Origin of the sequence: Shewanella morhuae (assembly GCF_003028295.1) — a bacterium.
Classification (GTDB): Bacteria; Pseudomonadota; Gammaproteobacteria; order Enterobacterales; family Shewanellaceae; genus Shewanella; species Shewanella morhuae.
Genome location: NZ_PYSG01000002.1, coordinates 262,094 through 287,135 on the forward strand (window position 1 = coordinate 262,094; position 25,042 = coordinate 287,135).

A 25,042-nucleotide genomic window follows, 5' to 3' on the forward strand; every position below is an offset into this window, starting at 1 on the left:
CCGAGAAAATCATGTCATTCCCACAAGCCGCAATACGTCAATGTCGACATTGGGCTTTGTTATTAACCCAAATCGGCCTCTTTTGTTTACTGTCCTTTGCTTGCCACTGGTTCGCGACTTGGGCGCATTCTCCGATCCCTGGAAGTGTGATTGGCCTAGCTGTCCTTTTGTTTCTATTGGGTTTTAAACTAATTCCTGAAAATGCAGTACAACTAGGCGCCGCTTGGTTGATTGGTGAATTACTGTTATTTTTTATCCCTCCAGTGATTTCAGTGATTAAGTACGAGGCCTTATTTGAGCAATACGGCACCAATATCTTGTTCACCTTAGTGATGGGTAGTGTGTGTGTGATGTTTGGCACTGGTTTTGTCGTCGATAGAGTGTTTCGTTTTGAACGCCAACTGAACATCAAAAAGCAGGCCCGTCGCCACGCTAAGGCAGCTTAGCTATGGCTAATTCAAATGTGGTTGATTTTGTCATGTCACAAACGGGGTTAGCTTTATTTAGCTTACTGCTTACCGTATTTTGTTATTTTGGCGCTAAACGTTTGTACAAATACCATAGAGTCTGGTGGTTGGCGCCGATAGTATTAGCACCGATAGTGATTACCTTGTTGGTATTTAATCTTGAAATACCATTACCTACTTATTTCGAATATACCCATTGGTTGATGGCTATGTTAGCACCAGCAACGATTGCCTTTGCTTTGCCTATCTACCGTGAGCGTAAGCTTATCCGCCAATATCCACTGACGATTGCTTTAGGAGTGCTCGCGGGCTTATTTTTAGGAATGATTTCTTCTTGGCTGCTCGTTAAGTTTGTTCCCTTACCGGTGGAATTGTCTAAGAGTTTGCTAGTGCGCTCGGTTTCGACTCCCTTCGCGCTGGAGGCTACCAGTGCTTTTGGCGGTGTACCTGAATTAACAGCCATGATGGTGTTAATCACTGGCGTGATTGGTATGTTGGTGTGTGAGCCTTTATTCAAATTCATGCGGATTCGTACTTCATTAGGTAAAGGTGTTGCCCTAGGCGCATCAGCCCATGGTGCAGGCGCTGCGAAAGCTAATGAGATTGGCCAGCAAGAAGGGGTTATCGCCAGCTTAACGATGATTTTTATTGGTATTGCTATGGTGCTAGGCGCTCCTATTTTTGCCTTGATCTTTATCTAAATTTTGAATTTTATCGCGTGAGTTTTATGGCTTGAATTTACACATCTCAATTTTGGCAAATTTGCCTCTTCGGGCGCTAACACCTTCTCAGTTATGCGCCTTTTTTTTTGCGTGAGATTAATCCGCTAAAATATGACATGCTGTACTAAGTTGAAATACATTGTATTAGTGGGCGCTTTAGAATATCCCAAACGCATTTTTAACTGATCTTACTGTGTAGTTTTCGTGGGAAGTATAAAAACTTGTATATTATTTTCATTGCCAATGATTCTACTGTAAAAACTCTTTTTTAAAGAGGTACTGACTGTAGTAGGTCAAAAGTTTGTATCTAGCCGCTCGATTATTGAAAGTTAATGACAGGTTAAGCTGATTTAACATCGTCAAATCGGCAAGAAAGTGCTGATCTTGCAGATAAAAATCTATTTACATTCTATTTCTTTCGCTGAAGAACTCCTATACTTAGCCAAACCTTGTGCCATAGCACAATCGATTCCTTTTTTATTCAGTGAAACTTAAATGAAGATCCGTTTACTACTCAGTAGTTTTATCCTTGTATGCAGCAGTATGACTGTTGCCACGACAGCGCATTCTGCCGATTCGGCTCCTGTCCCAGTTAACTATGCTAGCTATGCCAGCAAAAGTAGCGTTAAAAAAGTAATAATGAAACAGCAAGAGGTGGCATCGAGTAGTGCCATGGTGGTTGACCTTAAAACCAATGAGGTTTTATATTCGAGTAATCCTAATGCTGTAGTGCCCATTGCTTCAGTGACTAAGCTGATGACAGCGATGGTGACCCTTGATGCAAAACTCGCAATGGATCAAAAGTTAGCAATTAATATTAGTGATACAAAAGAAATGCGCGGCGTTTATTCTCGGGTGCGTATTGGCAGTGAGATTAGCCGTAAAGATATGTTACTGCTGACGTTAATGTCATCTGAAAACCGTGCTGCTGCAAGTCTTGCCCACCATTATCCCGGTGGCCATAAAGCTTTTATTAAGGCAATGAATGCCAAGGCTAAAGCGCTTGGCATGAAAAATACCCGCTATGTTGAACCTACGGGTTTGTCCTATAAAAACGTCTCCAGCGCTAGCGATCTTATCGTGCTGCTTAAAGCCAGTGAGGGTTATCCTATGCTAGGCCAATTAAGCTCGACCGAAAAAAAGACAGTTACCTTTGCTAAGCCAAGATACAATTTAGATTTTCGTAATACTAACCGATTGGTTTATAAAGATAACTGGAATATCCATCTGACTAAAACTGGCTTCACTAACGAAGCGGGGCATTGTTTAGTGATGCGCACCGAAATGGCAAAACGCCAAGTCGCCTTTGTCGTGCTTGATGCCTACGGTAAATATACACATATTGCCGATGCTAACCGTCTACGTAACTGGTTAGAAACGGGTAAAGTGACTCCTATTCCTGCCGAAGCAAAGCTGTATAAAAAACAACGTAGCCAGCAGCAACTAGCTAAGTTGAGCAAAACCTAAGGTTGTAATGGTTTTAATTAATTTAAACAAAGCGTTAATTACATTTAAATCATAAATTTCTATGCAAGTAATGTGTAAATAAGTGCGTTAATAAGTGTGTTAATTAATTCTCGGCAGACGACCTTAAAGGTCGTCTCGTTCGAAACATTTGATCATTTTGAAGTTAATGGCCCACCTATCTCCCTTCAATATATTGCTCTAGAGTTAAGTAATCGTCGAACAGGCTTAATTCGAATCATCACCTGCATTTTGAGTTTTTTGCTATCTGCTGATTATTACGCCAATACCCTCATTGATATAGATCGAGTGTTATTTACAAAATGGCAACCGCTAACATTGCCATTGGTGCAATTCTTCCTTTACTCTCTAGTGCATCTTCACAACTTTATAACTCTCAAGCTAGGGAAAACAGACTACCAGTAGTTAGCTTGTTCAATGGAGGTACAACATGGCACCACAAGATAAGCAAACTCAAGTGACAATAAACCCGCGGATTGAACGTAATACATCTGCGATTCCGCAAGAAGCTTTTGACTGGTATGACGAATATGCCCACGGCATTATTGATCGCCGTGAGTTTATGGGGCGCCTTGCAGGGCTCGTCGCGTTAGGATTTACCATGACCACGCTTACGGGGGCATTATTGCCAAATTATGCCTTCGCCGAGCAAGTGTCCTTTAATGACCCCGCTATTCAAGCAAGTTATGTGAAGTTTCCCTCACCCAATGGCTATGGTGAAGGGCGCGGCTATTTAGTGATCCCCGATGAATTACTCATTGCTGCAAGCACCGATGGTGAAGCGAGAAGTTTAGATCCCAGTAAAAAAGCCGCAGTGGTATTAGTTATACATGAAAACAGAGGTTTAAATCCTTATATAGAAGATGTTGCCCGCCGTTTAGCGGCGCAAGGTTATATCGCCTTTGCTCCCGACGCACTGTATTCACTGGGTGGCTATCCCGGTAATGATGATGCGGGCCGCGCCATGCAAAGTAGTTTAGATAAAGCCAAAATAGAACAAGACTTTATTGCCGCGGCGCAGTTTTTAAAAGCTCATCCGCAGAGCAATGGTAAATTGGGAGCAGTCGGCTTTTGTTTTGGCGGTTATATCGTCAATATGTTAGCCGCCACCATTGCTGATGATCTTAATGCGGGCGTACCATTTTATGGAACCCCAGCGGCTATACCTTTACGCAGTCAGGTAAAGGGCCCATTAATGTTGCAGTTTGCTGAGCTTGACCAACGCGTTAATGACACTTGGGCAGAATACGAAACTCAGTTAAAAGCCAATAAAGCCGATTATATTGCGTACCTGTACCCGAATGTACAGCACGGGTTCCATAACGATTCCACTGGCCGATATGATAAAGCCACTGCAGAACTTGCTTGGTCGCGTAGTTTAGCTTTTTTCGAAACAAAACTGCGTGGCGAGTAATATGCCGTCTTATTTATTGAGTTAACTACACTTAAAGAATGCACTTAAAGAATGATGGGTTGCGTGAGTGTACAACCGTACCTCGGCGATAACCCATCATTTTTAGTCGGGTTGCGAGTTAATAAAATTGATGGCGTACTTACATATAACTTAGTCTTATCGCGGGTTAATTTTCAAACTATTAACCCAAAATCATTATGTTGTGGACATGTTGCTTTTTGCACACTATCTTATAAATAAGCTTATGATGAACTAGATGAATTTCAATATCTTGTATACCAAGAGCTGCAATTGAATATCGAATTTTTCTTGCTTTGCTATAACCGTTTGCCGCGAGACATAGGTAAGGAGTGTTATATTTTATAGGGATAGATAATATGTTTTTTACGAGCAAAAAGAAAAATGACAATATTAAACAATTAGATGCTGAACACCTTCGATATTTGATGTCTATCGAAGATGAGTTGAATGCCGTCAAAGTGAATACGGCCTATATTAGCTTTAGTGCTGATGGCACCATTTTAGATGCGAATGAGCTTTTTCTTGCCGCTATGGGTTATCAGTTATCTGATATTGTAGGTAAGCATCATCGAATTTTTTGCGATAATCACTACACCTCATCGTTAGAGTATCAACAGTTTTGGCAAGATCTTGCAGCGGGTAAATCCCAGCGCGGGACTTTCTTACGTTTTAAAAAAAATAAGCAACCTATTTACCTTGAGGCGAGTTATTTTCCGATTGTTGATAGCACTGGCAAGGTCACTAAAGTGCTTAAAGTGGCTAACGACATTACTACAATACAAAACGCACTCAAGAATCAAAATGCTGTGCTAGAAGCGCTTAATAAATCATTGGCGACAATTGAATTTACCCCATCGGGAATTGTACTCTCAGCCAATCAAAACTTTCTCGATACCATGGGATACCGACAAGACGATATTATCGGTAAGCATCATAAATTATTTTGTGAAGAGAGTTATTATCGCGCTAACCCTAATTTTTGGAACTTATTATCCCAAGGTCAGCATTTTTCTGGGCGCTTTAAGCGGATCAACGGACACGGGGAAGTTATCTGGTTAGAGGCAACATACAACCCTATTTTTGATGAAAATGGGGTTGTTTATAAAGTGATTAAATTTGCCTCTGATATCACAGCAAGAGTTACTGCTGCGCTTAATGCCGTGGAGCAAGCGGCTGTGACCTCAGAACAAACCAGTCAAGTTACCAGTAATGCAGTACAAGTTCTAAATGATGCGGTACAAACTTCTTGCGACATTGCCGCTCGGGTTAAATCTGCTTCTCAAACGGGTGAACAGCTTAAAGCACAGTCAAAAAGTATTACTGAGATTGTCGTTACCATTCGCTCTATTGCTGACCAAACTAATCTACTGGCATTAAATGCGGCTATTGAAGCCGCGCGCGCAGGTGATGCCGGAAGAGGCTTTTCAGTCGTGGCCGATGAAGTGCGTAAACTGGCCAATAATACCGCTGAAGCCACCGCTGAAATCGCCCGAGTGGTCGAAACTAATCATTCACTCATTAATCAGATGGGCGAAATGCTGGGTTCAGTCTCGGGTATCGCACTGCATGGTCAAGAAAGTATTAGTGAAGTATCAAGGGGCTTAGGTGAAATAACTCAAGGCGTCGCGCGGTTTGTTGAAATGGTCGATACCATGAAATCGTAAATGCCATCTTTAGTAAAATCTCCATTTATAAAAAAGCCAACCTTGAGGTTGGCTTTTTTTGAGGATTTTAATATTAGAATATTCAGGTGATTAGCATTATTTTAGTATGACTTCTTTTAAATTATGTATGGTTTTCACATCAAGATTACCCGGCTGCGTACTCCAAGTGAGTCGCAGATAATTTGCTAAGTCTCTAATTTGCTCGTCGTGTAACTCATCAGCATAACCTGGCATAGCATAAAAGCTGGTGGTGCTATTGTAATGCTGGCTATTAATTCCCTTAAGCATCACAGCAACGACATTGTGCACACTGGCTTTATCTAATGTGGCATTGCCAGCCATTGCGGGGGCAACATTAGGTTTACCTTCGCCATTTTGGCCATGACAACCAGCGCAATAACCTTTATAGAGCGTGTAGCCTGGTAACTCTGGCTTGTGGCCATTAAAAGTGAGAGCTTGTGGTTCAATAATCTCATCAGTATCGAGTAGATAACTACTGACTGCCTGCATATCGTCATCGGTTAAATAACTAAAGCTATGGTATACCACAGGATACATGCCACCAAAAACCGTGCCTTTACGGGAGTAACCTTTAGTAAATAGCGACTTTAGATCCCCATGTGTCCAGTTTTGTCGGTTAAGTTCACTAGGAGTAATGTTTGATGCTTCAAGCCCTTCGATAATTGCACCTTGAAAGTGCTTATCTTGCTCCATGGCAAATAACGAGTCGCGCGGCGTATGGCACTCACCACAATGGCCGAGAGCATTAACTAAGTAATTACCGCGATTCCAATGCTCACTCTTGTCTTTGCTCGGAGTAAATATCTTGGCATCGTGGGCGACTAAGTTCCATGCCTTAAGGCCAAAACGTAAGTTAAATGGAAAAGATACATCATTGTCTCGGTTTGCCTGTTTGATGGGTTTGGTACTCATCAAATAGGCATAAATTGCTTTGGTATCTTCATCGGTTAACAGACTGTAGGAGGTGTAGGGCATCGCAGGATAGAGATTGCCGTTAATACCAACGCCATGGTGCATGGCATCAAAAAAGTCTTCGTAGTTGTATTTACCAATGCCGGTTTCTTTATCGGAGGTGATATTGGTTGAGTACACCGCCCCAAAAGGGGTTTCAAATGGCAGGCCACCGGCTAGTTCGCGGCCGCCTACAGCGGTATGGCAAGCCACGCAGTCGCCTATCTTCATTAGATAAGCACCACGGGCAATATCGCTACTTTTACTGCTATTGCTATCATCGGCAGCGCTGCTGGAACAGGCGAGCAAACCTAGACCTAAAGTGAGTAGTAGGTTATGGCTCAGCAGATTTTGTATCCTTTTAAGGCGCGGGAAATGGCGCTGGTGGCTTGATATCATCACAGGGTTAACCCCTTAGTGTTGAGGATCAGATCTTTAACGGCAGCATAGTATTTTACGTAGCCAGTACAACGGCATACATGTTCACTTAATGCATCTTCAATGACTTTTTCAACTTGATCTTTAGCAATAGGTTTGCGCTTTAGCCGCTCAAGTAGCGCGGTCGATTCGTTAACAAACCCAGGGGTGCACCAGCCGCATTGAAAGGAGAAATGTTCTAAAAAGGCCTCTTGCACAGGGCTTAGCGCGGTAATTTCGCCAAGGGAGTTTTGTTTGGCATGCCCTTCAATGGTGCGAATGCGTTTACCATTAAAACGCTCGACACCATTGATACAAGTACGAACTACTTCGCTAATGCCTTGCTCGTCATCGACTAACACAGTGCAGGCGTGGCATACGCCTGCACCGCAACCAAATTTAGTACCAGTGAGGTTGACGTACTCGTGTAAGAACTCAATCATCATCACGCCATCAGCGACATCAATCGGGCCTACGGCTTGGTTGTTAATGGTCAGTTTAATAGACTGGCTCATGCCATGGCCTCCTTAATTTTTTTCGCGGTCATTGGTAATTCGTAAAAACGCACTTGAGTTGCTTGATACACGGCCTCAATCAAAGCTGCGACCACTGGGATCATCACCACTTCAGCAATACCACGGGTGGGATCTGTGTCAGATAGTTGCGGCAAAATAGTATGGCGTTGTTTCCACACCCCCACATGCCTTGCTAACGATACTTGATAGCGATTCAGATTCCATGTGCCATTACCCGCACCATTTTCAAAGGGGGGTAAACCTTCATGCAGTGCATGCCCAATTCCCATGGCGAGTCCGCCTTGAATTTGTCCTTCGACCAGCTCTTTAACGATCACTTTACCCGCCTCTAACCAAGTATGAGCACTCAGTAATGTGACCTCACCATTTCCTTCATTAATCGCCACTTCTACCAAGGTGGCACAGGGGGCGTAGTAAGTCACCATCGCGTTGTTTAGCTCGGCCTTTGGATAGCTAATCGCTTGACGATCGATTAAGTGATAGCCGTTAGATGTCATGCTGGCTTGGCGGTCTTTGGGATTGAAAGTGGTTGCAAAAGTCGGACTCGCTTCACCGTATTGCAGCGCGAGTGCATCCAGCGCTAAACGCTCTTTAGTGCCAAGAATGTCAAAATCGGCTTCGGCCCACGCCCAGCGATTAAAGGCATGGCCCATCACGCCAACGACTAATCCCATGTCGTGGGCACGTTTGGCAATGATATCTATCGACAAGGGGGGAAAGCCCAATGCGGTTAATTTACCGTCAACCCAGCGACCATCGCGGGAATTATGCAAATTAGTCGAACCCATTGGAGTGTTGAAATACAATTCGTTCCAAATTGATACCGCCGCAGGCCATAAACCGTGACGATAGATAAGTTCAGCGGCGATACGGGTTACATGACTTTGATAATAGGCCGACATTGATGCTGACGATGCCATCGCTTTAACAGGCGTCCAGCGAGGGTTAGCCGCCATTTCATCTTGGCGTTGCTGTGAAATAATATAAGGGTTATCCGTTTGTACTAATTGCATTGCTTTCCAAATATCGACCTCGGCGAGCCTAACCTCATCGGCAAAGTTACCTAGAGCATCGCTGACCAATACTGCTTGGGAGGTTTGCGTGCCAGTGCCCATTTCAATAAAACCAATATCTAGGGCTATTTTACCTTCTTTGGATAAACGAATTACCGCGCTCGGCGCCGCAGCGCCTGTACCATAATCTTTAGTGGCAATAGCAAACCCAACCCCGTAACGCATTCCTGGGTGTTTGGTTTCATAGTCTTTTTTACTGGCTACGCGGTTTTGCCATACGCTATCTTGCTCTGCCATGTCGAGCATTTCGCGATAGCGCAAAGTGCCATTTGGAATTGCGCCTTGAGTATTACGCTGGCCTGACTCCATCACGTTAGCGGCGCGCAGTTTAAAGGGATCAACTTTTAATTCGTCGGCAATTTCGTGGATCATGCATTCCATCGCAGTCATCGATTGCAGCGTGCCGTAACCACGCACCGACCCCGCATCAGGGTTACGTGACGCATAAGCGGTGGCAGTAATATCGTTACGCGGAGTGTAGTAAATGCTTTGCATCGCCGTTGCCCCAACGGAGGCGACCGAAGGGGTAAAGTTGACACGTCCACCGCCATCTATTGTCATCTGTGACGTTAATGCTTGAATTTTTAAAGTCGATTTATCAACCGCTAAACGACTTTTCATGATAAACGGATGACGTTTAAGGCCAGATTGAAATTGCTCAAATCTGTCATTGGCGAGCCGAATAGGCCCCTTGGCATACATAGCAGTGAGCACGCCATAATAAGGAAATATCGAGTGATCTTTAGCACCAAAACCGCCGCCGATATAAGGCGAGTGCACAACTAAGTGTTTGACCTTGCCCGCCAGTGGCCCAGATGACAGCATATGTACGGCCATTTCTTGAAAATCCTGTGGCGATTGCGAGGTAACCACTGTATGAAATGTTTGGCTAGCTGCGTCAAACCAGCCATTAAAGGCCTCGGGTTCCATCATCATTGGCTCGATGATTTGAGTGCGATATTCTCGTTCTAGCACTTGCCATTGTTGATTGGCCTTGGCGTCAGTGATTTGCTTATCTATCTCACCAGCATAAAAAATCCCACGTTCTGACACTGAGCCTTGGGCATTAGGATTACTCAACCACTCTGGTTTACGGTCTTTCACACTGGGGAAAAATAACCCGTCGTGCAATGGGCTATAAATATCTTCTCTTGCACCATTTTCGCCTTCAACGCGTATCAACCGCCAAGTGGCATAAGGGTCTTTTGACTCAGATACAAATGCGGTTTTTTCACCAAACTGCAATAAATTGGCGTCAAATTGTAATAAAGATTTTGCTTGTTTAAACGCTGGGAAATTATCAAACAATAATATGGCAACGGCTTGGCCGAGATAGTCTGCGGTTTTTCCCTCAGACAACAGCATGTTGTCACCGTAAAACTCTGGCAAGGTAATGTTATCTCGGACAAGATCCGCCGCCGTAATCACCTTATAGGGTTTAGCTGAAGCGGGCAGATGGTCGAGGGAAAAGCCTTGGTAAATATGGGCTGCGTCAGTGGTGCGTAGAATAAACGCATAACCTTGCTGTTTAGGCCAACCTTGCATATCCATGGCGCGGTAGTCACGGCCATACACTTTTTGTCCGGTGACTTTGGCTATGCCGTCGTTACGAAATTTGGGTTTGAATTGGCCATTGACCTGTGTTTGCCATTGAGCGGCGAGTTCTGGCGATACCATCGCCGCATTGGCGCGACTCATTTCCCATAATAAAGGGGCCGAATATACGGCAACCCCGCCAATAACACATTGTTTGATAAAATTTCGGCGCGATGTAGTAGAGGGTTCCATATATCAACCTTAGTTGTGCTTCTGTGTATTTTAGTTATTTGTTGGCTTATCTCGTCAGGTATGATCTTTATTGATTGAAATGATGTCGCTTTGACAGGTATTGAGTAAAAAACATCATTATTCACGTTAGCATCTCAGGATGAAAATGCAAACTTAGGGCGATAATAGCGTTATTTTTACTCCGCCAGCAGAAAGGCCGTCATGCGGGTGTTAATTAGCCTGATATTATTAATTAGCTGTGTTATATAGAATATAATCAGATGGTTAGCCTTTGCTATATTGAGTAAACGTTATTTGCCGATGAATCAAAATAAGCAGCATAGCCATCCTTGGCTAGTTTGATTTAAAACTAAGGAATTGAAAAATAATTGTTTAAAATTAATTTGTTAACTTAAAATAGTGAGCTTTAAAACTTAATCATCCAATTGGCTAAACACAGTTAAACGGTGTTCACTTAACGCTAAACAGTGAGCTGGTTGGTAAATTGACCCACAGCATTCACCACTTTCTGTGCCCCATCTTGGATGTCTGTCATCACATTGCCTGACTCAGTAGAGAGCTCTAATCCAAGCTGAGCTTGTTTTTTGCCAGCTTCAATCATATTGACAGCGCTTTCAGTGAGTTTCTTGTTTTTAGAAACCACATCAACGATTTCTTCGGTAGCCTTACTCGTGCGCGAGGCCAGCTGCCGGACTTCATCGGCAACAACCGCAAAGCCGCGACCTTGCTCACCCGCGCGAGCGGCTTCAATGGCGGCATTTAATGCCAGTAAATTGGTTTGATCCGCAATGCCACTAATACTTTGTACCAAAGTGCCAATCATCTGCGATTGCTTATCTAAATCTTCAATACCTTGGGCGGCGGCGCCCATTTGAAGCGCTAATTTATTCATGACCTCAACCATTTCTTGTAGCACTTTACTGCCTTTTTGCGCCATAGAATCTGTGTGTTGAGAGGTGTCATAGGCGATATCAGCAGCCTCCGCAATAGCCTGCTCACGGTTCACTTGGTCGGTAATGTCGGTGGCAAATTTCACAACTTTATAGAGTTGTTTGTAGCCATCAAAAATCGGGTTGTAGGAGGCTTCTAACCAAACAACGCGCCCATGACTGTCGACACGTTTAAAGCGATTGGCCACAAAATGACCTTTACGCAATTGTTCCCAAAAGTGCTGATATTCTATTGAGTTATATTCTTCTGGCTCACAAAATATCTTATGGTGTTTGCCAATGATTTGATTTTTACTGTACCCCATAGCACGCAGAAAGTTATCGTTAGCGGTTAGTACAGTACCATCTAGATTAAATTCTATCACCGCGGTAGAGCGCAGTAATGCTTGGGTTAAATTTTCGTGCTCTTGGGCTTCTTCAATCGTATGGCTGAGATCATTAGCATAAATCGAAAAGTGTTTTACCCTACCATTGCTACATTTTACCGGCTGTAAAATCGCTCCCAGCCATGCTTCTTCACCGTTGCCTTTAATGATTTGAAGCGCACCCGCCCAGTGCTCACATTGCCTTAATGCATCAGCCATACGTTTAAAGTGTATGGTGTTTTTAGCGCGTTCAGGCACTAAATCAGTTAAATGCTTGCCCACAGGTGATGTGTTTTTATACTGCATCCCATTGATAAAATTGCTATTAATGGCAGATATCTTGCCATTTTCATCAAGGGTGATTGCGATCATTTCACTATCTAGGCTTTCCCTAACCTGCTGCATTGACAATAGCTCTTCTTTTAAGAGTTCATTCTCTTCTTTTAAGCGTTTACTAAATAAAATCATATAGATATCCAGACAGAGGGAAAGGTGTCGATGTAACACATAACAAAGTATAAGTTAATTTAAGAACAAGTCTTACGAGCTAACAGACAAAATAGTTCATAAGTTGTAGTAAATAAATGTAGTTAACTGACAAATTGCCCCATTCGCATTTTGTTATCTTTACATTTAATTTTTTGTGTAAGGTATTTAATATCAATTACTTGAGTGTGTTTATGCTGGTTTTGCGTTATGACTAGATAAGGAGCAGATATTATCGTTTAGGCTACCTCTTTGGGAATAGGTAAAAATAAACCCCACATCAAGTTTACGTTGATGTGGGGTTTATTTTGAGTAAAGGCACTCGTTTATGATTTGATAGCTGAGATTAAATTGTGTAAGTCAGAGATACTGCAAGTTAGCTGCCGGCCGCTCAATACTGGTAGTTAAATACCGGCTGCTAAACACTGGCAGTTATATACTCGTGTTTAAACACAGTGGCTCAACCTATAACGAGAGAATAATACTGGCAATAGCAGCACTCATTAGGTTAGCCAATACGCCAGCGGCAATGGCGCGAAAACCATTACGGGCGATAAACTCGCGGCGCTCTGGCACCATGCTACCTAGCCCACCAATCAAAATTGCCATAGTCGAAATATTTGCAAAACCACACAGGGCAAAGGTGACAACGGCCTGTGAATGGATGCTGAGTTGGTCTTCTACTTTCATCAATTGGATAAAGGCCACAAACTCATTAACGACGATTTTTTGGCCGATGAGAGATCCAGCAGTAATCGCTTCATGCCAAGGAATGCCTAGCAGCCACGCCATTGGCGCAAACAAATAACCGAGTAAAAATTCGAAGCTTAAGCTATAACCAAACCACTCACCCACAGCACCTAAAATACCATTAAGTAGGGCAATAACGCTGACAAAAGCCAGCAGAGTAGCACCAATCCCTACGGCAATCCGCATACCCGACATTGCGCCATCGGCTAAGGCTTCAACCACATTGGTCGCGCGTGGCAGTTCAACTGAAGTGATTTCATCAATATTATTTTTATCATGCTCGCTCGGCGGCATTAAGATTTTTGCCATCAACAGACCCGCAGGAGCTGACATAAAGGCGGCGGCAATCAAATAGTTAAGGTCGACACCTAAAGCGGCATATCCCACTAAGGTACCACCCGCCACAGAGGCTAGGCCGCAGCTCATTACCGCGAAAAACTGCGAGTCGCTCATGTGCTTTAAATAAGGTTTTATCACTAGCGGCGCTTCAATCATGCCAACGAAGATGTTCGCCGTAGCAGACAAAGACTCGGCGCGACCGGTACCCAGAAAACGCTGCAGTCCACCACCAATAATGTTGATCACCTTAGGCATTAAGCCAATATGGTATAGGGCTGAAATCAATGCCGAGAAGAAAATGATAATACCTAACACATTGATAGCAAATACAAAGCCGACTTTACCCGTGGCAAGATCGCCAAACAAGAAGCCAATCCCTTCGTTGCCGTAGGCTATTACGCTCGATACACCAGCGGTAACCGATTGCAATACGGACTTACCCGCAGGCACGTAGAGCACCAACAGGGCAAACAGAATTTGTAAACCTAGGGCTAAAATCACTGTACGGTAAGGAATGTTTTTGCGGTTCACTGATAGTAACCATGCAAAAAACAGTATGCTAATCATGCCTAATATCCCGGTCATAATGGGTTTGTTCTTTTTAGTGAAGGAAGAAGTCGCGCATTGTAGGCTGAGTAATAGTAAGGGCAAGTCGGGGGCGTTACTGGGCTGTTACGATAAAGGAGCTTGAAAATGCAGCAGTTTAAGTTACTGTTTATGAAGGATAATAAAAACTAACCGGCTTATTGTTGCCGACAGGAAATAATATTTGTGTCTGCGGCAATAATCGATATCACGCCACAGACGACTTGGTGTCAATACAGTGGCCAATGACTGCTTGAAATACAGCTTAGGTAACTGCCTTGCCTAGCCAAGGCTTGAGCCTTTTATCCCAATAGGGTGGGTGACCAATATGTGACTTTAAGCAGTCAATGATCAGTTTGTACTTAGTCGGTAGATGGCGTCGCCTTGGATAAACCACATAAACGGGCATTTGCTGTAGTGGTTTCCAATCGGGCAAGAGTTGAATCAGTTTACCGCTTTGAAACTCATCACTGAGTAAATAAGTAGCCACATAACCTATGCCGCGCCCAGCAATCACCGCATTACGCACCGCTTCCGCTAAATCAACGCGGTAATTCCCCGCCACCTGCACGCTTTGCTCAAGGTCATTTTTAGCAAAGCTCCAGCGATCATAATTACGGCTTTTACTTTGATAGATAACACAATTATGTTGAGCCAACTCCTGTGGATAGTGCGGCACGCCGTGCTTGAGTAAATAATCGGGGGAGGCAACCACCACAAAGTTGGTTTCAGCGAGGTGCTGGGCGATATAACTTTCGTGTAGCTGCTCATGATTGGTGATCCACAAATCCAGACCTTCCTCTAGCATGTCAGCCTTATGGTCGAACAGGCTCAGCTCAAAGCGTAACTCAGGGTATTTTTGCTGCAACACTTCTAACGCAGGAATAATGTGTAACGTGCCAAAGGATTGCGAGCAACCTAGACGAATAGTACCGCTAATATCATCACGGGCATCGAGCATCATAGCATCGGCATTTTGTGTTGCCTCAAACACTTGCTCACAGTAATGGGCAAACTGCTGGCCCGCGTCGGTTAACACTAAGGTACGAGTGGTACGCTGTACTAGCAGTAAATTCAGCTCAGCTTCTAATGCACCAATTTGTTTACTGACATAGGAGGTCGAGGTTTTTAACTTAGCCGCCGCTTGGGTAAAACTACCACTGGTCACCAGAGTGTGAAATATCACCATCTGGCTAGCTCTATGTTGTATCACGCAGGCCCCTCTAAAATTGAAAACGTTATTTTAAGCTAGCCTAGCCCTAACCGACAGCCGTTTATACCAATACTGCGCGATTTCAATGTTGAAATAGCCTTATATGGCATTGGTACAGCAGCACAACGGCGCGGTTCATGTTGTTTTAGTCGGTATAAGTAAGTATTTGAAAGCGTTATTTGATGGCGTGAATAGAACAGCTGCACTGAGCTAAATTTAGGTACTTTGTAAGCTAGGTAACATTCATGGCTTGATCACTCACTTAATATAACATTTAAGCCAGTAGGCTAAATATTCGGCATTAGACCTTAGTGTGACAGCCACTATGTTTCGATGAATTAATTGGTTAACTAGCTAATTTATATTATTAAAATACTAGACATGAATTAATCAGAACGCTATCTTAGGTTTTCAACAAGGATGAGCATTTTTTACCTATCGATAACACCTGTCGGTAATCAGTAATATAAGTCACTTGCATCAGGATGATGTGTCTTTTCTCTTTCTTAGATACCCCAATCCTCCTGCAAATTAGTGAATATGCTTTGGCACTTATTTTCTTGTTGCTCTGTGTTTCTAGCACTGTACTGAGTGTTATGGGTTAACAGTTTCGCGTTGAGTTCGTTGAGTTAATGCGGCCTCGCGGCCGAGGTGAATCAAGGTCGTGGGTCTTCAACCCACACCCGACCAAGGAGGACTGCTCGTCCTATCCTCCTTGGATGCTCCAAGACGCCCCCAACGGAGTTGAAAGCCCCGATGGCATTTAGCGCCCTTATGCTATCGCGTCAGACGCTCGTCCCTGATTCGACTGACGCTATCTCGGCATCCATGCCTCGATCACGTGATTTTCTTCAGCGCCCGTTGACAAGTTCGTAGGGTGTAAGCCTTTAAATTTGTGAAAGACAGGTTGTCATGATTTCAATAAGTAGGGAACAAGTGTTCTCTGGTTCCAGAAGACAGTAAAGGCTTTAAGTCAGACGAACACATTGTCAGCTTCATCAATTACAAAACTGGTGCAAAACGGAATTTGGTAGAACATACAATTCAGGATAATCAGTACAGCTAAAGTAAGATTATGAGTATTAAAAACTATTTTTCTGGCTAAAAATTACTTTGTTTAGCTTATTCACAAAGAACGGTATCAATGAGTAATTCAAAAAAGGAGTAGTAAGTGAATAAATTGAAAGTTAATTTGATTAATTGCTATGGTATCAGTGGTTTATCTCACGAGTTTGATTTTTCACAGGTAAGGGCAAATATCATTTATGCTCCAAATGGTATAATGAAAACCTCATTATCAAATACTTTCTCCCAACTATCTAACGGGGAAGAACCAAAGGAAAAGTTGTTCAATAGAAAAGTGTCGTGTGATATAGATATTGATGGAGAAAGAATTAAACCAGAGGAAATCCTTGTAATTGAACCCTTCAATCCATCTTTTGATGCTAAGAATCTTTCTTCATTATTAGTTAATACTGAAAAGAAAAAGCGTTATGATCTGCTGTATAAGTCAATTCTTGAATCAAAGAAATCTTTAATTATTGAATTAAATAATTTATCAAAGATTAAAAAAAATGATATTGAGTCAGTTTTTTGCTCTGATGTTGGCTGTAGAGATATCTTTGAAGCTGTAAGATGGTTACAGCTGAGTGATTTGGCTAATGCATCATATAATGAGTTACAATATCAACATATATTTGATGACAAAGTTTTAGCGTTGCTTAGTGAACAAGAAGTAATTACATGTATTGAGGAGTATATTAATCGTTATAATGAATTAATTTCCACTTCCAGCTTGTTTAAAAAAGACGTATTTAGTCCATCAAAAGCAACTGCTATTTCATTGTTGTTAAAAAAAGAGAGCTTCTTCGAAGCAGAGCATAAAGTAATTTTAAATGGTCGTGATATCATTGTTGATAGCCATGAATTATTTGATAGTATTTTTGAAGCTGAAAAGAGGGAATTGCTATCAGATCCAAGGTTAAAAGTAATAAATCAAAAACTGTTGACAGGTGTTGCATCAGTGAAAGTATTTCAATCAATTCTTGAAAAATATCCTGAGATAGCTGCTGAGCTATCTGATATCAATAATTTCAAGAAGGTAATATGGTGTACTTATTATTTGGAGAAAAAAGAGATCTTTGATAATTTGCTTTCATTGTTTGATGCAAATAAACAGGAGTTGGAAGCTATTGAGAATGAAGCTAAATTAGAAGAAACATTATGGTATCAAACAGTTGATGTGTTTAAAGAAAGATTTCATGTGCCATTCACTTTAGATGTTGAAAGCCATATAAATACTATATTAGGAACAGCAGCTCCTAATATAGTATTTAAGTTTGCTAGTGAAAGTGAAGGGGACATTAAATTCGATAGAGGACAATTAACATCATTAGACGTTCTTTCGGTCGGTGAGCGTAGGGCTATGTATTTACTCTATGTAATATTTGAATTTAAAGCGAGGCAAGCTAATGGTCAAAGAACTATCATTATTGTAGATGATATTGCTGACTCATTTGATTACAAAAACAAGTATGCAATTATTGAATACTTGAAAGAAATGGCAGAAGAAAAACTTTTTAGAATGCTGGTTTTGACGCATAACTTTGACTTTTATAGAACATTTCAAAGCAGGGTATTAACAGATAGCTCTAAGCGTTCTGCATCATACATAGCTCAAAAAGAATTAGATAAATCTATTTCATTATTAAATGGTGGGGATAACTACGTATCAAATCCTTTTGATTTTTGGAGGCGAAATTTTTCTAATAATCCTGCAGTTATAGTGGCGATGATTCCTTTTGTTAGGAATCTAATCGAATATAGAGAAGGGACTTCATCTAATGGTTACTTATTGCTTACATCGCTACTGCACATTAAAATAAATATGGATGATGTGAAGAGGAATACACGTAACTTACGATTGTCAGATTTAGAGGTTGTTATATCATCAACTATTAATAATTTATCATTTAGCCCTATGGTTGATAAAAGTTGTTTAGTTGTTGATTATATATATGACACTGCTAATGACTTATGTGAAACTCCAGTTGTTAATGAGGTCAGACTAGAAAATAAAGTTTCTTTATCTATTGCGATTAGACTGAAGGCAGAAGATTTTTTATGGTCAAAGATTTCTGATAAATCCAATATTAATGGTATGCAAACAGGGAAGTTATACGATCGTTACATTTCTGAGTTTTGCTCCCCCCCCTCCGATGAGGAAAAAATGATCAAGAATGTTCTTGGTCAAGTTATTCTTATGACACCTGAGAATATACACATTAATTCATTCATGTATGAACCATTGATGGATCTTTCTGTATATCACTTAATTAGTTTGTATCAGTCTGTTTGTAAGTTAAATTAATTTCTGGTTTAAGCATTAAGCATTAAGCATTAAGCATTAAGCATTAAGCATTAAGCATTAAGCATTAAGCATTAAGCATTAAGCATTAAGTTTTAATTTTATACGCTAGTAAAGTTCAGTTTAGTTATATGTTGTATGAAATTTAAAAATGGTACGGTATAGTGTATGTAATTTTTTTGTTACTAATTAATCAATGGTTTATAAGGATTACACCATGCAGAAAGCTAAGTTTATTGATTCTATCCATGCAAAGACAAAAATTAAGCTTACATTCTTTTCTAAAGAGGATGGTAGGCAATTAACTAGATTGTGCGCGCCGATGGATTTTGGCCCTAGTCGGCGCGCGCTTAATAAAGATGATCGTTATCACCTTTGGGACTATGAGAGCGATCAAAAAAATCATGTATTATCGCTTCTACCTGCTCAAGTAGTGAATTTAGAGTTTCTAAATGAGGATTTTTGTCCAAGTGAATTTGTTACGTGGCAAACAAACTGGTTTTTACCTCGTGATTGGGGTATTTACAGTTAAAATATTATATTTATGAAAAGTTGAGATAAGACTGGCATAACTCTTTCAATGCGAAAAGTTAACTCTAATGCCACAAAATTTCACCTATCCCCTGCGAAGTTGCTGAAGGGCGTTGAAGACAATAGCGTGACGCAGACAGGACGTCTGCGTAGCTTTCGGGGGGAAGGGACGCCCCATCGGAAGCGTTAGCTATTTTCGAATAAGCACGAAGCCAGTCACTAATGCATGTAACTTCGCTAGGGGCGTCTTGGAGAATCCAAGGAGGATAGGACGAGCAGTCCTCCTTGGTCGGGTGTGGGGTGAAGCCCCACGACCTTTCGGTCGCAAGACCGATCTTAGATCTCATACCGCGTTAGCGTAATAAAGATCCTGACTATTTCTAAAAATCAGTCGGGATCACTCTCTACTCAGGATCATAATCCAATATTGGTGATAACCACCTTTCTGTTTCCTCAATGCTCATCCCCTTGCGCTTGGCATAATCTTCCACTTGATCGCGGCCGATGTTGGTTACGCCAAAGTAACGTGATTTCGGGTGGGCAAAATACCAGCCCGATACGGCGGCGGTCGGGAACATGGCATAGCTTTCGGTGATGTTCAAATTAATCGTTTCATCGGGTTTGAGTAAATCCCACAGCAAGCCTTTTTCGGTGTGATCAGGGCAGGCGGGATAACCCGGTGCTGGGCGTATGCCTTTGTATTTTTCACGAATTAACGCATCGTTACTTAACTGCTCATCGGCTGCATATCCCCAAAACTCTTTACGTACTCGCTCGTGCATCCGCTCGGCGAAGGCTTCGGCTAAACGGTCGGCTAAACATTTAAGCAAAATTGCGTTGTAGTCGTCGTGATTGGCTTCAAAACGCGCCACATGTTCGTCAATGCCGTGGCCTGTAGTGACCGCAAAGCCGCCCATGTAATCGGCGACGCCTGAGTCTTTGGGGGCAACAAAATCGGCTAAACAGAAGTTGTCGTTACCGACTCGTTCTAACTGCATCCGTAGGTGATGAGTGGTCATTTCTAAAGTGGTGCGCGACTCATCGGTATACAGCTCGATATCATCATGATTCACGGTGTTGGCGGGGAATAAACCGATAACCGCTTTCGCCGTGAGCCATTTTTCGTCGATGATTTGTTTGAGCATCGCTTGGCCATCGGCGAACAGCTTTTGCGCTTCGACGCCGACCACTTTGTCGGTGAGGATTTCAGGATAATGTCCGTGTAATTCCCACGAGCGGAAAAACGGGGTCCAGTCGATGCGCTCGACTAAATCTGCTAACGGATAATCGTCAAACACTTGGCGGCCAAGTACATGGGGTGTAAACGGTGTGTAGTTTTCCCAATCGTGTTGGCAGCGGTTTTCACGCGCCGCCTCAATGGTGGTAATTTGTTTGAGTTTGGTTTGCGACAAACGCTTAATACGCATTTCGTCATATTCCACATAGGCGGCGTCTATAGTGGTTTGGCGAGTTTCGTTATTAATCAGCTTGCTAACCATAGGCACAGCCCGTGATGCATCGGCGATGTAAATAGCGCCGTGGGGATAATGGGGAGCAATTTTTACCGCAGTATGGATTTTAGAGCAGGTAGCGCCGCCGATAATGGCTGGAATGGTCAAGCCTTCGCGCTGGAAGGTTTTTACGTTATGCACCATTTCATCAAGGCTTGGGGTGATTAACCCAGACATGCCAATAATATCAATATTGTGTTCTTTAACCGCAGCAAGAATGCGTTCAACCGATACCATTACGCCTAAATCAAATACTTCAAAACCGTTACAGGCTAGCACTACGCCAACGATATTTTTACCGATATCGTGCACGTCACCTTTTACTGTCACCATCAAGATTTTGCCGTTAGATTGGCCAGCGACCTTTTCAAGCTCAATATACGGATTCAAATAAGCGACGGCTTTTTTCATTACCCGCGCTGATTTAACCACCTGTGGCAGGAACATTTTACCAGCACCAAATAGATCGCCGACCACGTTCATGCCGTCCATCAAGGCACCTTCAATCACATCTAACGGACGTTTCGCTTCTTGGCGCGCCGCTTCGGTGTCCTCATCAATAAATTCGGTAATGCCTTTCACTAACGCGTGTGCCAAACGTTGGCTCACTGGCCAGCTGCGCCATTCTAAATCTTCTTTTTTACCGACCTGCGCGTTATCGCCACGGTATTTTTCAGCAATTTCAAGTAACTGTTCTGTGTTGCTTGAATCGGCAATGGGGCAAGGTAGGTTAAGCACCACGTTTTCGACTAACACTTTAAGCGCAGGATCAATATCGTCATAAATGGCTAACTGACCAGCGTTAACAATGCCCATATCCATGCCTGCTTGAATGGCATGGTATAAAAATACCGCATGAATCGCCTCGCGGACTGGGTTGTTACCGCGAAACGAAAACGACACGTTCGATACGCCGCCCGAGATCATCGCGTGTGGCAAGGTGGCTTTAATTTCTTTAATGGCTTCAATAAAGTCGACGGCATAGTTGTCGTGTTCATCAATACCGGTGGCAATGGCAAAAATATTCGGGTCGAAGATAATATCTTCTGGCGGAAAGCCGACTTTATCGACCAATACCCGATAGGCACGGGTACAGATTTCAATTTTACGCGCTTTAGTATCGGCCTGACCTTGCTCGTCAAACGCCATGATAATGGCCGCCGCGCCGTAGCGTTTAACTAAGGTGGCTTGTTCAATAAACTTGGCTTCGCCTTCTTTTAACGAAATCGAGTTAACTATGCCTTTGCCTTGAATGCATTTGAGGCCCGCTTCAATCACTTCCCATTTAGAGGAGTCGATCATAATCGGCACGCGACTGATATCGGGCTCTGAGGCGATTAAGTTTAAAAACTTATGCATAAACTCAGCACCATCGATCATGCCTTCGTCCATGTTGATATCGATGATTTGTGCGCCGTTGATAACTTGCTCGCGGGCAACATCTAACGCTTGCTCAAATTTGCCTTCTTTAATTAGCTTTAAGAACTTGGCTGAACCTGTGACGTTAGTACGTTCGCCCACGTTAACAAACAAAGACTGCGCGTCGATAGTCAGTGGTTCCAAACCGGCTAAACGGCAGGCGACGGGAATGATAGGTAACGCGCGTGGGTTGTGTTTATCAACGGCTTCACGAATAACGCGGATATGTTCTGGCGTGCTACCACAACAACCACCAATAATATTGAGCATGCCTTCACGCGCCCAATCTTCGATAACGCTCGCCATATCCTCAGGGGTTTCATCGTAACCACCAAATTCATTCGGTAGACCCGCGTTAGGGTGCGCCGACACATAACACTCACTAATGCGCGATAATTCTTCGACATAGGGGCGCAGCTCTTTTGGCCCCAAAGCGCAGTTAAGACCGATGGATAACGGCTTGATATGGCGCAGGGAATTATAAAAAGCTTCGGTGGTTTGGCCGGTCAGTGTGCGGCCCGAGGCATCGGTAATCGTGCCCGAAATCATGATGGGTAATCTGTTTTCAGAATGCTGACCAAATAAGTCGTCAAATACTGATTCGATAGCAAACAGTGCGGCCTTGGCGTTTAGGGTATCGAATATGGTCTCGACCATAATGATATCTGCGCCGCCGTCAATCAGTGCCTTAGTGGATTCTCGGTAAGCGCTTACTAACTCGTCGAAGCTCACATTACGATAGCCTGGGTCGTTTACATCTGGGCTAATCGAGCAGGTACGGTTAGTGGGGCCTAATACGCCTGCAACGTAGCGCGGAATACCTGTGGCTGCGGCTACTTCATCACAGGCTTCGCGGGCGAGGCGGGCGCCTGCAAAGTTAATTTCGGCAGACAGCGACTGCATGTCGTAGTCGGCCATAGCGATAGGGGTGGCGTTAAAGGTGTTGGTTTCAATAATATCGGCACCGGCGTTTAAATAGTCGGTGTGAATTTGTTTGATGATGTGTGGCTGCGACAAGACTAATAAGTCGTTGTTACCCTTAACATCCGTGTGCCAATCTTTAAAGCGTTCGCCGCGATAGTCCTCTTCTTCTAGCTTGTGGTCTTGGATCATAGTGCCCATAGCACCGTCTAAGATCAAAATGCGTTCCGCAAGCTGTTTGCGAATGTCTGCCAAAATTTGACTGGCTTTTGTAGAGGGTATCGTCATAAATAGCTACCTTAAATACAGCTAAGCTAAGCCCATGATTAAGCCTAGGATTAAATACAGGATTCGGTTCACAGCACTGCCTAACTATCGACCTTTATTATGCTCGGTGCATTTTATTCTGCTCAGTCGATATTATTAGATATTCACCGTGGACGTTTAAACGTATGGACGTCCATAGTACGCGACTTGTGATCGTCAGTGCAAGGCCAAAATCACCTGACGATTTACCCTGCTCATCGGAGGTTTTTGAGCACTTTTAGCGGTGATTTATTGAGTGAATGTTTTAATGGCAAAGTAACAGGGCTGTTTTCATTGGCATTAAGCCATTTTTTAACAACATAATGGCCATAAAATTAAGTATCACTGCCTGAATGATGTGTTTTTGAACATTCGCTCTTGAACATTAGCCAAGGAATACGATGAAACAAATACAACTATTATTGCTACGCCACGGCGAGTGTGAAGGCGGCACCATCTTACGCGGGCGCGTAGATGTGCCGTTGAGTGAGACGGGGTGGCAACAAATGTCGGCGGCGGTTGCGGCGCAGGCCAGCGTCTGTAGCGCTATTTATAGTTCAACCTCACGCCGCTGTGCTGACTTTGCCCAAGCTCTGGCCGCCGAGCTGCATTCAACGGTGCCGCTATCTTCAAACTTGACATCAGCAAACACGATACTGACTGAGCATAAAAAACCATTACAGGCGCAGTTTTTATCAGATTTACAGGAAATAGATTTCGGTGACTGGGACGGGCGCAGGCTTGATGAGCTTTATCAGCAAGAGGGCGAATATTTAGCCGCCTATTGGCAAAACCCGTGGCAAACACCACCGCCCAACGGTGAGACTATGGCCAGTTTTGAGTCGCGAGTGAACCATGCTATTGAGCAAATACTTGCCGCTGAGTTTGAACAATTATCTATTGCCTTGGATTCTATTGTCTTCAATCAAGATGAGGCTCAAGACGGTACGCTCACGCCTACTGCTAAAATATGGTTAGTATCTCACGGCGGCGTTATACGCCATTTAATGGCGCGAGCACTGGGGGTTGAGCGAGCAGTAGGATTTTTCAGTCAACTTAATTTACCCGTCGCCGCAGTGGTAAAAATTAATGTGCTGCAAGATGAGCAAGGCAGCCGTTATTGGCGTTTAGATTGGCCGAACGGTCGCTGCGAATAACGGCTCAGTCAGATTACTCTTAACCGCTGCCAATCATGCGGCTAGCACACAGTTAGTAAGCTCATTAGTAACAGCGGCGAGTAGTCATAGTTAGTCACATATTTTAGTCATATAGTTCGCCATTTGAACCGCCTGCTAAGTTGAAGATTTTTATCGTCTTAGCGGCGTGATTGTCGATTGCCTATTAGAGTAAATATAGGATAATGCCTTCTTCAGACGTTACTGATTGCATACGGCCTTGCTATAGCGTTGCGGCTAACGTCACAGAAATAGGTGTTGGAAGTTTTTAGTCGTGTGGGAAGATTTAGGCTGATATGGCTAAGCCTCTTTGCCAACTAAAGATTAATTTCAACATAATAGGGAATCGGGGAACTGCTCGCCAGTCAGCCCGAACTGTGCCCGCAACTGTGAGTCACTTTATAGCGCTTTAAATATAAAAAGTGACGAGTCAGGAGACCTGCCTATTTCTGTTATCGCTGCGTGCAGCTTAAATTCTTGAGCGGGTGACTCGAGGGAGCAGATGATTATGTGTATAACGATTATGTGTACAGCAACTATGTATATCCCTTTTTTAAATGCAGGT

The 25,042-nt window shown here is 43.1% G+C and carries 15 protein-coding genes, 1 pseudogene and 1 riboswitch; of the genes and pseudogenes, 8 read left to right on the forward strand and 8 right to left on the reverse strand.

Going from position 1 to position 25,042, the window contains the following annotated elements; all coding sequences use genetic code 11:
• Positions 1–11 precede the first annotated feature (11 nt).
• The 5 genes from C9I43_RS01710 to C9I43_RS19150 all read left to right on the forward strand — a co-directional run bounded on the left by C9I43_RS01710 (position 12) and on the right by C9I43_RS19150 (position 5,773).
• Positions 12–446 carry a CidA/LrgA family protein gene (locus tag C9I43_RS01710; protein ID WP_107881714.1) on the forward strand — a complete coding sequence of 145 codons (435 nt, stop codon included), beginning with the start codon at positions 12–14 and terminating at the stop codon, positions 444–446.
• Positions 447–448: 2 nt separating this feature from the next.
• Positions 449–1,168 carry an LrgB family protein gene (locus C9I43_RS01715; protein ID WP_076501114.1) on the forward strand — a complete coding sequence of 240 codons (720 nt, stop codon included), beginning with the start codon at positions 449–451 and terminating at the stop codon, positions 1,166–1,168.
• Positions 1,169–1,684: 516 nt separating this feature from the next.
• The gene (gene pbpG / locus C9I43_RS01720) at positions 1,685–2,656 is read left to right on the forward strand and encodes a D-alanyl-D-alanine endopeptidase (protein ID WP_107881715.1); all 972 of its coding nucleotides are present in this window, start codon (positions 1,685–1,687) and stop codon (positions 2,654–2,656) included.
• Between the two features lie 448 nt (positions 2,657–3,104).
• A complete protein-coding gene (locus C9I43_RS01725) occupies positions 3,105–4,088 on the forward strand; it encodes a dienelactone hydrolase family protein (protein WP_107881717.1) in 984 nt (327 codons plus the stop codon).
• 377 nt (positions 4,089–4,465) lie between these two features.
• Complete coding sequence (locus tag C9I43_RS19150) at positions 4,466–5,773, forward strand: methyl-accepting chemotaxis protein (protein ID WP_107881719.1); 1,308 nt, start codon at positions 4,466–4,468, stop codon at positions 5,771–5,773.
• A 96-nt stretch (positions 5,774–5,869) separates the two neighbouring features.
• On the opposite strand, the gene C9I43_RS01735 is transcribed toward C9I43_RS19150, so the two are convergent.
• The 7 genes and pseudogenes from C9I43_RS01735 to C9I43_RS01760 all read right to left on the reverse strand — a co-directional run bounded on the left by C9I43_RS01735 (position 5,870) and on the right by C9I43_RS01760 (position 15,247).
• Positions 5,870–7,144, reverse strand: coding sequence for a cytochrome c (locus C9I43_RS01735; RefSeq protein ID WP_107881721.1), 1,275 nt, complete (start codon positions 7,142–7,144; stop codon positions 5,870–5,872).
• Positions 7,144–7,677 carry a (2Fe-2S)-binding protein gene (locus C9I43_RS01740; RefSeq protein WP_076501104.1) on the reverse strand — a complete coding sequence of 178 codons (534 nt, stop codon included), beginning with the start codon at positions 7,675–7,677 and terminating at the stop codon, positions 7,144–7,146. The genes C9I43_RS01735 and C9I43_RS01740 overlap by 1 nt, the downstream gene beginning before the upstream one ends.
• Positions 7,674–10,559: a xanthine dehydrogenase family protein molybdopterin-binding subunit gene (locus tag C9I43_RS01745; RefSeq protein WP_107881723.1), complete on the reverse strand. Its 2,886-nt coding sequence runs from the start codon at positions 10,557–10,559 to the stop codon at positions 7,674–7,676. Before C9I43_RS01745 ends, C9I43_RS01740 begins: the two co-directional genes overlap by 4 nt.
• A gap of 460 nt (positions 10,560–11,019) precedes the next feature.
• Positions 11,020–11,496, reverse strand: a complete 477-nt coding sequence (locus C9I43_RS19185; protein ID WP_373455343.1) for a methyl-accepting chemotaxis protein — start codon at positions 11,494–11,496, stop codon at positions 11,020–11,022.
• 63 nt (positions 11,497–11,559) lie between these two features.
• Positions 11,560–12,342 (reverse strand): annotated as a pseudogene (locus tag C9I43_RS19190) (PAS domain-containing protein); the annotation flags it as partial.
• A 483-nt stretch (positions 12,343–12,825) separates the two neighbouring features.
• Positions 12,826–14,034 carry a NupC/NupG family nucleoside CNT transporter gene (locus C9I43_RS01755; protein ID WP_107881728.1) on the reverse strand — a complete coding sequence of 403 codons (1,209 nt, stop codon included), beginning with the start codon at positions 14,032–14,034 and terminating at the stop codon, positions 12,826–12,828.
• A 265-nt stretch (positions 14,035–14,299) separates the two neighbouring features.
• On the reverse strand, positions 14,300–15,247 hold the full coding sequence (locus tag C9I43_RS01760) for a LysR family transcriptional regulator (protein WP_107881730.1): 948 nt from the start codon (positions 15,245–15,247) through the stop codon (positions 14,300–14,302).
• A 1,171-nt stretch (positions 15,248–16,418) separates the two neighbouring features.
• On the opposite strand from C9I43_RS01760, the gene C9I43_RS01770 reads away from it, so the two are divergent.
• Positions 16,419–18,617, forward strand: coding sequence for an AAA family ATPase (locus C9I43_RS01770; protein WP_107881732.1), 2,199 nt, complete (start codon positions 16,419–16,421; stop codon positions 18,615–18,617).
• A 214-nt stretch (positions 18,618–18,831) separates the two neighbouring features.
• The gene (locus C9I43_RS01775) at positions 18,832–19,146 is read left to right on the forward strand and encodes a hypothetical protein (RefSeq protein WP_107881734.1); all 315 of its coding nucleotides are present in this window, start codon (positions 18,832–18,834) and stop codon (positions 19,144–19,146) included.
• Positions 19,147–19,549: 403 nt separating this feature from the next.
• On the opposite strand, the gene metH is transcribed toward C9I43_RS01775, so the two are convergent.
• On the reverse strand, positions 19,550–23,284 hold the full coding sequence (gene metH, locus C9I43_RS01780; RefSeq protein WP_107881737.1) for a methionine synthase: 3,735 nt from the start codon (positions 23,282–23,284) through the stop codon (positions 19,550–19,552).
• 419 nt (positions 23,285–23,703) lie between these two features.
• On the opposite strand from metH, the gene C9I43_RS01785 reads away from it, so the two are divergent.
• Positions 23,704–24,459: a histidine phosphatase family protein gene (locus C9I43_RS01785; RefSeq protein ID WP_107881739.1), complete on the forward strand. Its 756-nt coding sequence runs from the start codon at positions 23,704–23,706 to the stop codon at positions 24,457–24,459.
• Positions 24,460–24,781: 322 nt separating this feature from the next.
• Positions 24,782–24,938: riboswitch (cobalamin riboswitch) on the forward strand.
• The last annotated feature ends 104 nt before the right edge of the window (positions 24,939–25,042 follow it).

Excerpts from the sequence above, each read along its gene's own strand:
- C9I43_RS01710 (WP_107881714.1), top strand. The coding sequence starts at position 12 with ATGTCATTCCCACAAGCCGCAATACGTCAATGTCGACATTGGGCTTTG.
- C9I43_RS01715 (WP_076501114.1), top strand. The coding sequence starts at position 449 with ATGGCTAATTCAAATGTGGTTGATTTTGTCATGTCACAAACGGGGTTA.
- pbpG (WP_107881715.1), top strand. The coding sequence starts at position 1,685 with ATGAAGATCCGTTTACTACTCAGTAGTTTTATCCTTGTATGCAGCAGT.
- C9I43_RS01725 (WP_107881717.1), top strand. The coding sequence starts at position 3,105 with ATGGCACCACAAGATAAGCAAACTCAAGTGACAATAAACCCGCGGATT.
- C9I43_RS19150 (WP_107881719.1), top strand. The coding sequence starts at position 4,466 with ATGTTTTTTACGAGCAAAAAGAAAAATGACAATATTAAACAATTAGAT.
- C9I43_RS01735 (WP_107881721.1), bottom strand. The coding sequence starts at position 7,144 with ATGATATCAAGCCACCAGCGCCATTTCCCGCGCCTTAAAAGGATACAA.
- C9I43_RS01740 (WP_076501104.1), bottom strand. The coding sequence starts at position 7,677 with ATGAGCCAGTCTATTAAACTGACCATTAACAACCAAGCCGTAGGCCCG.
- C9I43_RS01745 (WP_107881723.1), bottom strand. The coding sequence starts at position 10,559 with ATGGAACCCTCTACTACATCGCGCCGAAATTTTATCAAACAATGTGTT.
- C9I43_RS19185 (WP_373455343.1), bottom strand. The coding sequence starts at position 11,496 with ATGGCGCAAAAAGGCAGTAAAGTGCTACAAGAAATGGTTGAGGTCATG.
- C9I43_RS01755 (WP_107881728.1), bottom strand. The coding sequence starts at position 14,034 with ATGACCGGGATATTAGGCATGATTAGCATACTGTTTTTTGCATGGTTA.
- C9I43_RS01775 (WP_107881734.1), top strand. The coding sequence starts at position 18,832 with ATGCAGAAAGCTAAGTTTATTGATTCTATCCATGCAAAGACAAAAATT.
- metH (WP_107881737.1), bottom strand. The coding sequence starts at position 23,284 with ATGACGATACCCTCTACAAAAGCCAGTCAAATTTTGGCAGACATTCGC.
- C9I43_RS01785 (WP_107881739.1), top strand. The coding sequence starts at position 23,704 with ATGAAACAAATACAACTATTATTGCTACGCCACGGCGAGTGTGAAGGC.